Genomic DNA, 9,284 nt, shown 5'->3' on the forward strand with positions numbered 1-9,284 from the left:
GGCAAGGCCGGCCGCCGGCTCGTCCCGTGATCGCGCGACCATGGCGCGGAAGGCCTCCTCCAGCGCCCGCAGCGGGGCGCTCGTCAGGGATTTGTCCACGGGCGAATCCTCCCTCAGCCGGCGCTTTGGCCTTAATCTTGTTGCCGCAAGCTGGTCCTTTGTGGAACTTCTGGCAAGAGCGGGCGGAACGCCGCCGAAATCGGTCCATTCGCTTGTCATAAAGTCGAAAAAAACGTTCCCGCAGCCCTTTCCAAAGGCAGCTTGGGTTGGTACATACGCCCCGCACCCGACGGGCTTTGCCCGGGGTTGCCTTCCAAGGAAGCCTTTGGGACGGAAGCGGAAAGCCACGCGAACAGCGCCGGCCTCAACCGACCGTCCCCGGGATCTCACTGAAGGCGTGCAAGTGTTTAACGCGGGGTGGAGCAGCCCGGTAGCTCGTCAGGCTCATAACCTGAAGGTCATAGGTTCAAATCCTATCCCCGCAACCAAATTCGGATCGACCGGATCCGATACGAAAATGGCCCGCATGACGCGGGCCATTTTTGTTTGGGTGATTCACCGGCGCGGTCTTGGCCGTCCGGAAATCCCTAAAATCATGCGCCCCGTGAACGGCAGTGTTCCGCAAGGCGCAACATGCATCTATCGGCTTGATGAAGCTCTGCGCTGCGCCTTTGGCGCCGGGCGCGGCAATGCCCGCATATCGCGCGGCCCGAGTACGCGTCCATCTCGCGCCTTGAGTTCGAGCGGCTGAAACGGCTTCTGCGTCTCCCTGTCGACCATGTCGTAGGTGAGCTCGCCGGGTGCGAAGCAATATTCTTCGCCCCACTGCCAGAGCGCGACCAGGACAAGGTAGAGCTTCTTCCCCTTGGGGGTGAGGACATATTCCTTGTAGGCGGTGCCATCCGAAGCTGGAGCGGTGGCGAGGATGCCGTGCTCGACGAGCTTCTGCAGCCGGACCGACAAGATGTTCTTTGCCATCCCGAGGCTTTTCTGAAGCTCACCGAACCGCCGCTTCCCAGCCAACGCATCGCGGATGATCAGGAGCGACCACCAGTCGCCGATCACGCTGAGCGATCGCGCAATGGCGCAGGCTGCATCATCGAGGTTGGTCCGCTTACCTTTCATCCTTTTGCCTCGTCTGCCACGGCGCCCACGGCGATGTGATGAGATACTGGTTGCAAACTTAAACCATCTCCGTCATGTTGTCCATGGTTTCAAGATGAAACCAGAATGAGGGATCCCATTTTGCGGGCTTCCTGTTCGTTCTCAAACGAAGGATGACGCCATGACTTCCGCGCACTTGTTCGCCCCGCTCAAGCTCGGTCGCTACGCGCTCTCGCATCGCGTCGTGATGGCGCCTCTCACGCGGATGCGCTCGACCGGCAATGTGCCGACGGACCTCGCCGTCGATTATTATTCGCAACGCGCATCATCAGGCGGATTGATCATTGCCGAGGCTTCGCAGGTCACGCCCCATGGGCAGGGCTATCCGGCAACGCCGGGCGTTCATTCAGCCGAACAGGTCGCGGGATGGAAGAAGATCACCGATGCGGTTCACGCCAAGGGCGGCGTCATCTTTCTGCAGCTCTGGCACACCGGCCGGATTTCCCATTCGAGCTTCCAGCCGGACGGCGTGCAGCCTGTCGCGCCGTCGGCGATTGCTCCCGCGGGCAAAGCGTTCACGCCTTCGTTCGCCATGGTGCCGTTCGAGACGCCGCGCGCGCTCGATCTCGCCGAAATTCCGGGGATCGTCGAAGCCTACCGGGAAGGCGCGCGCAACGCGCTGGCTGCCGGCTTTGACGGCGTCGAGCTGCACGGGGCAAACGGCTATCTGATCGAGCAATTCCTTCACAGCAAGACCAATCAGCGCACGGACGCTTACGGCGGCTCGGTCGAAAACCGCTCTCGCCTGCTGATCGAGGTGATGACTGCGCTGGTCGAGATCTGGGGCGGAGATCGTGTCGGCGTCCGGTTGTCACCCTTCGGCGTGGTCAATGATGCCGGCGAGGCTGACCCGATCGGACTCTACAGCCACGTCCTGTCCCGCCTTGCTCCACTCAAGATCGCGTATGTCCACCTGATCGAATCCCGTAACACCGATGCAGGGGAGGCCGGAGCGCCGCTCGCGATCAACGATCTGCGTCCGTTCTGGCCCGGTACCCTGATTCTCGCCGGCGGTTTCATCGGCCCGTCGGCCGATGCGGCGATCCGCGCCGGGCAGGGCGACGCCGTTGCCTTCGGGCGGCACTTCATCGCCAACCCGGATTTGCCGCGCCGTCTGCAACTCGGCGCCGCGCTCAATCCCTATGACCGCGCGACCTTCTATGGCGGCGGTGCCCCCGGGTACGTTGACTACCCGGCGCTCGAATCGGCCGAAGCCGCGGAGTGAGTTCAATGAAAGTTGTACAGCTGCACCAGTATGGCGGTCCGGACGTGCTGGTTTACGAGGACGCTCCGAAACCCGCGCCTGCCGCCGGTGAAGTCCTGATCAAGGTTGAATCTGCGAGCGTCAATTTTGCCGACGTCGTCAGGCGCAACAACGATCCCTATCCGTCTCCCTCGCCGCTTCCGTTTATTCCCGGCAGCGAGATCGCGGGCGTCGTCGAAGCGCTTGGCGACGGAGCGACAACGATCCCGGTCGGAGCGAAGGTGTTTGCCTCGCTCGAAAATGGCGGGGCAGGGGGCTATGCCCAGTATGCGGTCGCCAAGGTCGGGAAGGTCATTCCTCTCCCGGACGGCCTAACGCCAGACCAGGCCTGTTCGCTGGTGGTGGCCGGCATGACCGCATTCCAAACGCTTGCCGATTGCGCTCAGTTGCGGCCGGGCGAGACCGTTCTGGTTCAGGCGGCTGGCGGCGGTGTCGGCACTTACGCGGTGCAGCTTGCCAAGCTGCTGGGCGCCGGCAAGGTCATTGCTGCGGCAAGCACACCGGCCAAGCGCGAACTCGCATTGAAACTCGGTGCGGACGCCGCGCTCGACTACACCAAACCCGATTGGGTCAAGGAGGCACGCGAACTCACCGCTGGAAAAGGCATCGACGTGGTTCTCGAGGCAACCGGTGGTGATGTTCTGAACCAGAGTCTTCAGGCAATGGGGCCGTTCGGTCGTATCGTCGTCTTCGGCGCGGCGTCCCGCGAGCGTAAGCCGGTCAATCCCTATGCCATGCTCGGCATGAATCAGTCGTTGATTACATATTATGTCGGTGGCTGGTTTCAGTCACGGCCGCAACAAGCGGTCGCCGCTTTGCAGAAGCTGATCGGCTTCATCAAGTCCGGCGCAATCGATGTTCAGATCGGGCACACTCTACCCCTGAGCAAGGCGGCAGACGCGCATCGTCTTCTCGCCGAACGAGCCAGTGTGGGCAAGATCATTCTGAAGCCCTGGGGCGAGGCCGCATAAAAGCGCAAAGATCATGAGTTGCGCTTCGCGGCCAAGCTCATGAAGCGATGCCGGGCTATGCGAGGGTGCCGGCGGGCCTCCTTCGCGGTCGGCACGCACACAAAACGCCCGCGCCTGTGGCGCGAGCGACCATCATTTTCGCAACGAAGCAGAACGTTCCAATCAGTCCCTGTGCGGACAGACCATCGTCAGATAGAGCAGCGTCGGCTTGTCCGAGCCCTTCTTGTACTCCCACTCCAATCGGATCTCGTGCCGGTGGGCATAGGCGTCGTTTGGCGCGTGGACGATGATGTTGGTTTTCATCGGGATTGGCGGCTCGGAGTTGAAGCACTTCCGGACGCAGGCATCGAGCAGGTCGCATCGCGTCAGGGGAATGACACCGGGCTCATCCCTGGACAGCGGGACCGTGTTCGGCTGGGTGCTGAGGTCGAGACGAGCCCGGCCCTTCTCCTTGTGCCAGTATTTGGCGCTTCCCTGGGGCCATCTCGATGCCGGCGTCAGGATCAGATGGTACTGGCCGTATTCCAGGGTCGGCAGATCGATGTCGTCCGATGCCTTGAGCTTGGCCACGCTCTTCTTCATGTTCGCCAGAGGGTAGTAGTTGCTGTTCATCAAGTCCTTGAACGGCTTGCCGTTGTATGTCTTGCCACCCATCGCCTTGTCCTTCGATATGATCTAATCAATCCGGGTGACGTGCAGCCCAGCAAAGCTCGTCGGCCAGAACGAAAGCCTCGGCGCCCCCTAGATCGCGCGGCCCCACATTCGCGCGGGTAATTGCTATCACTCGAAATTGTGCTTCGTCCAGAGAGCTGCAGGTGGAGATGCAGCCATGCGGCATGCAAGTTCGATTGCCATGAATCTTCCGATGAGTAATCTTGCGCCGGGCTCCTTGCGAGCGCCGGTCGGCAAACGGCGGCGCTGCAGCTTTTGAAGGCACGGAAATGCATTGTGTCGCGTGTCAGTCGGCGATCGACCCAGGCGATAGCTGGTGCTCCAAATGCGGGGTGGCCGTGCGTCGTTCCGAGCCGGACAGCGAACGCCGGTTCGTGACGATTCTCCGCGCCGACGTCGTCGATTCCACAGGCCTTGTCGCCGATCTCGATCCGGAGGAGGCCGTCTTGCGCCTTGAGCCGGCATTGGCGGCGATGAGAGGCGCGGTGCGTCAGTTTGGAGGCATCGTCAGCAAGGAATTGGGCGATGGGCTTTCTGCGGTGTTCGGTGCCCCGATCGCGGACGACAATCATGCTCCGCTGGCCTGCCACGCGGCGATCGAACTGGTCCGGCGCGTCGTCGGCCTGGGCGATCCCGGGCTCCAGGTCCGGGTTGGTCTGCACTCGGGCCATGTCGTCGCCTACATGGTCGCGAGCGAGTTTTCCAAGGTCTACGAAATCGGTGGCGCCGCCCAGCATCTGGCCGCGCGCCTGGAATCGGCGGCTGAGGCGAATCAGATCTACGTGTCGAAAGCCTGCCAGGAGCTTGCCGAAGGGCATGTCCGATTCGAGTATCTGGGCGGCAAGCCGTTGCGGGGCTTCAATCAGTCCGTGCCGGTCTACCGGATCGTGGGGGCGAGCGACTTGTCGAGCTGGCGGGTGCGGCGGGCGCGCAGCGTCTCGCGATTCGTCGATCGAACGACGGAGCGGGCATTGCTGGCCCGTGCTGTCGAAAGCGCCAGAACGAGCCGGCGGACGGTCCTGCTGCTCGGCGACGCGGGCATCGGCAAATCGCGGCTGGCGCACGAGTTCGTCCAGGAGCTCAGATCCGATGGCTGGCGCCTGATCGACGCCGAATGCAGCCCGAACCTCCAGGGGGCTCCGTTCAGTACGCTCAAGCGCGTCCTGCTATCTGCCCTGGAGGCCGCCGCAAAGGATCCCGACGGTCCGGCGGATGTCCGGAAGGAGCTCGGCGAGATTCAACAATGTGCACTCGACGCGGTGCTCGATCTGCCGACAACGAATCCACAGTGGAACGAGCTCGAGCCCCATGCCCGGGGACGTGCGATCTCCGACGCAAGCTGCGCCATCATCGAGAGCATCGCCAGTCGTCAGCGAACCATCGTTCTGCTCGAGGATCTGCACTGGATCGACCGGGCGAGCGATGCCGTCATGGCTGCGATCGCTGCGCTTCAGGTGCCGGGGTTTCTCGTCCTCCTCACCTCCAGGCCCAACGGCATGCCGGTCTGGATTGCCCGCTGCCACGCCGAAGTCGTCGCAATCCAGCCTCTCGACGATGATTCCGGGCTGACCATGCTGGCCGACATGCTCGGCCCCTCCGCGGCGAACGACGACCTGAAGAACCGGATCATTTCGCACACGGCAAACGTCCCTCTGTTCATCGAGGAGGTGTGCCGGGGCTTGAGGGATAGCGGAACGCTCCACGGCCAGTGGGGTGATCTCGCGCTGATGCGTCCGATCGACGAACTCGGGATTCCCTCGAGCATCCAGGGCGTGATCGCGGCGCGCCTCGATCGCGTCTCGCGCCAGGAGCGTTCCGTCTTGCAGATCGCGGCAGCGCTCGGGCCGCGATCGAGCGTCGCCATGCTGCGAAACCTCGTCGAGCTGCCGGAGAGCGCCCTTCAGGACTGCCTCGCGGTGCTCGATCGTGCCGAGCTGCTGGTGAGGATCGACAGCGAATTGGACGACACGCTCGAGTTTCGGCACGAGATGGTCCGCCAGGTGACCTACGACTCGATGGTCGAAAAGGTGCGCGAGGACATTCACGCGCGCATTCTTGCGAGGCTCGAGAACGACGGAGCGGGCGCTGATGAGCCCGATACGCTGTGCTATCACGCGGTGCGCGCCCGCGATTGGTACAAGGCGTTCAGCCACGGCAAGAGCGCGGGACGAAAATGCCTCAACCGGTCGGCGTTTTCGGACGCAGCCAGCTATTTCGAAGTCGCGATGGGCTCGCTCGACAAGACGCCGATGTCGCCTTTGCGGGAGGCCGACGCCATCGATCTGCGGATGGAAGCACGCGCGGCCTTCATCGCGTCCGGCCAGGTTGCCGAGTGGCTCGACCTTGGAAAGGATGCCGAGCGGCGGGCGGAGGCGATCGACGACATCGGGCGCAAGGTCGCGGCGATGACGGTCAGAGCCGGTGCACAGAACTTCTACGGAGCGCCGGTCGAAGCCGTCGCGGTCTCGGAAGCGGTGGTGCGCCTTGCGCAGGAATGGGGCAATCCGGGGTGGCTCAACCTCGCTCGGTATGGGCTCGGACAGGCCTATTTCCTCGCCGGCCGCTACCGGGAAGCCGAACAGGCATTGGCGATGGCCCGCGTCCAGCTGGCGGGACCGGAGGCCAGTGCTCCGATCGGGACGACCCCGAAATATCTGCTTCTGCTCTGCTGCATGATGAAGGGATTTACTCACACCGTCATGGGCGAGCTTGATGCCGCCGAGCAGCTTCAGCGCGAGGCCGCTAAGATCGCAGAGGAGACGGGACGCCCTTACGATCGCGTCGCGGCGGCCTATAGCGGTGGGTGGCTGAAGTTGGGGCAGAACGATCCGGCAGCCGCGGCTTCCATTCTCGAAGACGGGTTCGTCCTCGCGCAGAAGCACGGGGTCCGGCTGTTCGTGCCGGTGCTCGCCTGCCATCTCGGCATGGCCTATCTGGAGCAGGGCCTGTTCGACCGCGCGCGGGTCATGCTGACGGAAGCGCGTGAGGAGGCGAAAGCGGTCGGCTATACTTCGGCGGTGCTGCGCAGTTCGATCTACCTGGCGCTGGCCGCCCACAGGCTCGGCGACTTCAGGGCCGCGCAGAACATGCTGCGCGAGGCACGCAACACAGCGCGGCAGCAGGGGTTTTCGGGTCTCGAGGCCGAGGCCCTGTTCGGGGAAGCCGTGGTGACGCCTCCCTCGAGCGAAGCGAACAAGGCCGCAATCCTTGCCGCTCTGCGTGCGGCGATCGCGATCGCCTCTGAAAGCGGCGCGCAGCCGCTCCAGAGCAAGGCCGAGGCGATGCTGGCCGGGATGCTGGCGCGAGGCGACGAGCTGACCTGACGGGAGCGGGCGGATTCAGCCCCGCTGACGGTCCTCCCGCCCGTACCAGAGCACGACGGCGTCGGGACGCACTTCATCGCGCTTAAGGCAATGATCTTTTCGGAAACCTCTACAAACTTCTCCGCATCATGCTCTTCGCGCCGGCGCGATCACGCAGCTCCCGAGTGTCTGGCAATCCTCACGCAAGCGCATTAGGTATTCTGGCGCCGGTTCGCAAGCGGTGGGAGGTCAAGTCAGGTGCACGGGGCAGAACAAGACGGGGCGGCGCGATCGCCGCTTCCTCATTTCGTTCTTGATACGCAGGGCACGCCGCACAAGCAGGCTTTGGCGATCTGGCACGAGCAGGTCGGCCTTCTCGGCCAGACCCGGCTTAAGAACCCCGAGCGCTTCCATGCAAGGGTCGAATATTATCAGCTTGGCCCGCTCGTGCTCGGCACGGCGAGGACGCAGGCGCAGTCGTTCGACCGCTCGCGCTACCAGATCGGACGCGACGGCGTCAGCCATTATGTCCTGCAGTTCTACGTCGAGGGTGGCTGCCGCCCGCGGTTCGGCGAGCAGACGGCCTCCAGCGCTGCCGGCGATTTCATGACGTTCGATTGCGCGCAGCCGCAGATGACTGAGACGCCGGACTATGCCAGCATCCACCTCTTCGTGCCGCGCCCGCTGTTTGAACCGCTCTTGAGTGCACCGGACGAACAGAACATGCGCATCTTCTCCGGCGGCGGCACACTGGTCGGCATGTTCCGGGATCATGTGATGGCGCTATGGCGCCGGGCGCCTCTGCTGACCGTACGGGAGGGCGACGCGCTGGCGAAGCCGACCCTCGAACTCGCGGCAACTGTGATCAACGGCTCCGTGCGCGAGGACGCGGCAGCCGGCGTGCACCTCGCCTTGTTCGACATGATCTGTCGCCATGTCATCGAACGTGTTCTGGACGCAGAATTGACGCCGGAGAGCATCGCCGCCCATTTTTCCATCTCTCCGCGAAAGCTGTCCTACTTGTTCGAGAATGCGGGCGGCATCGCGAGCTACATCCAGGAGCAGCGCATGCATCGTGCGCGGATGGCGCTCGCCGATTTGGCGCAGCGGCACAAGTCAATATCGGAGATCGCGGAGGCGCACGGCTTCCTGCATCCTCAGAGCTTCACTCGCGCCTTCCAACGCCTTCATGGGCTGACGCCGCGCGAATTCCGGGCATTGGCGCGTGATCACCGCTCCTGGGACCCGCAACTGCTCACACGGCAGATGTGGTGGAAGTGGTTGACTGGCATCGCCCCATGAAAGGGCCTGGACCAGATCGCACGGTTTGCGCATTGGGTGAAATCGACGTTGGGCTTTTGCGCGCAATGAGAAATCGAGACGTCACCTCGAAGTTTCGCTGGCGGCTCACACGTGGCCCGTGGCATCCCCAAACCGGGCCTGCCCAAAGCCATCTCCCGGGGGACACTGAAAGCGATTCAGGTCGCTGATGTTGTTGCCTAATTGCCTGGAGGCCGTGCCCGTGCAAGCGAAGCGGGTTTTCGATGGGAATGCGACGGTGCGGGGCGGTCTTCGCGGCGATGCTGGTGGCGGGCGCCACGGCTCCGGCCGAGGCGCAGGATGCCGGATCGCTGCTGCGGGAGATGCAGCGGCAGCAGGAATTGCGGCAGCAGGAGAGATTGCCGGCAGCTGACGAGATTCGTCCGCAGCAGTCGCCCGCCGCAATTCCGGACCGGGGCGAGCGCGTCATGGTGAAGGGCGTGCGCTTCGCCGGCAAGGTGGAATTGCTGGCGGCCGCCGAGCGCGAACAAATCGCCGGTTCGGTGCGCGGCAAGCGCCTCGGCATCAAGGGGCTCTATGCGCTGGCCGATCAGGTGACCGCCGCGCTCCAGGGACGCGGCCGCTTGCTGG

Annotated in this window: 7 protein-coding genes and 1 tRNA gene; 6 read left to right on the forward strand and 2 right to left on the reverse strand. The window is 63.7% G+C overall.

Annotation, left to right across the window (positions count from 1 at the left end):
- Positions 1-411 precede the first annotated feature (411 nt).
- A tRNA-Met gene (locus tag MOV74_RS22175) sits at positions 412-488 on the forward strand.
- Between the two features lie 151 nt (positions 489-639).
- Here MOV74_RS22175 and MOV74_RS22180 read toward each other — a convergent pair.
- On the reverse strand, positions 640-1,125 hold the full coding sequence (locus MOV74_RS22180; RefSeq protein ID WP_246926768.1) for a helix-turn-helix domain-containing protein: 486 nt from the start codon (positions 1,123-1,125) through the stop codon (positions 640-642).
- Between the two features lie 160 nt (positions 1,126-1,285).
- On the opposite strand from MOV74_RS22180, the gene MOV74_RS22185 reads away from it, so the two are divergent.
- Together MOV74_RS22185 and MOV74_RS22190 are read left to right on the forward strand one after the other, a co-directional pair.
- The gene (locus tag MOV74_RS22185; RefSeq protein WP_246926771.1) at positions 1,286-2,389 is read left to right on the forward strand and encodes an alkene reductase; all 1,104 of its coding nucleotides are present in this window, start codon (positions 1,286-1,288) and stop codon (positions 2,387-2,389) included.
- 44 nt (positions 2,390-2,433) lie between these two features.
- Positions 2,434-3,399, forward strand: coding sequence for an NADPH:quinone oxidoreductase family protein (locus MOV74_RS22190; protein WP_246926774.1), 966 nt, complete (start codon positions 2,434-2,436; stop codon positions 3,397-3,399).
- A 162-nt stretch (positions 3,400-3,561) separates the two neighbouring features.
- Here the strand turns inward: MOV74_RS22190 and MOV74_RS22195 are convergent, their stop codons facing one another.
- Positions 3,562-4,053, reverse strand: a complete 492-nt coding sequence (locus MOV74_RS22195) for a hypothetical protein (RefSeq protein ID WP_246926786.1) — start codon at positions 4,051-4,053, stop codon at positions 3,562-3,564.
- Positions 4,054-4,340: 287 nt separating this feature from the next.
- On the opposite strand from MOV74_RS22195, the gene MOV74_RS22200 reads away from it, so the two are divergent.
- The 3 genes from MOV74_RS22200 to MOV74_RS22210 form a co-directional block, all read left to right on the forward strand.
- Positions 4,341-7,394 carry an AAA family ATPase gene (locus tag MOV74_RS22200; RefSeq protein ID WP_246926789.1) on the forward strand — a complete coding sequence of 1,018 codons (3,054 nt, stop codon included), beginning with the start codon at positions 4,341-4,343 and terminating at the stop codon, positions 7,392-7,394.
- 237 nt (positions 7,395-7,631) lie between these two features.
- Positions 7,632-8,675 (forward strand): helix-turn-helix domain-containing protein, encoded by a 1,044-nt coding sequence (locus MOV74_RS22205; RefSeq protein WP_246926791.1) that lies wholly within the window; start codon positions 7,632-7,634, stop codon positions 8,673-8,675.
- A 278-nt stretch (positions 8,676-8,953) separates the two neighbouring features.
- On the forward strand, positions 8,954-9,284 hold a 331-nt coding region (locus MOV74_RS22210; RefSeq protein ID WP_309486825.1), incomplete at its 3' end, for a POTRA domain-containing protein.

This window comes from Bradyrhizobium sp. SHOUNA76 (assembly GCF_023006445.1).
Lineage (GTDB): Bacteria > Pseudomonadota > Alphaproteobacteria > Rhizobiales > Xanthobacteraceae > Bradyrhizobium.

Coding starts and splice junctions, on each gene's coding strand:
- MOV74_RS22180 (WP_246926768.1), bottom strand. CDS start 1,125: ATGAAAGGTAAGCGGACCAACCTCGATGATGCAGCCTGCGCCATTGCG.
- MOV74_RS22185 (WP_246926771.1), top strand. CDS start 1,286: ATGACTTCCGCGCACTTGTTCGCCCCGCTCAAGCTCGGTCGCTACGCG.
- MOV74_RS22195 (WP_246926786.1), bottom strand. CDS start 4,053: ATGGGTGGCAAGACATACAACGGCAAGCCGTTCAAGGACTTGATGAAC.
- MOV74_RS22200 (WP_246926789.1), top strand. CDS start 4,341: ATGCATTGTGTCGCGTGTCAGTCGGCGATCGACCCAGGCGATAGCTGG.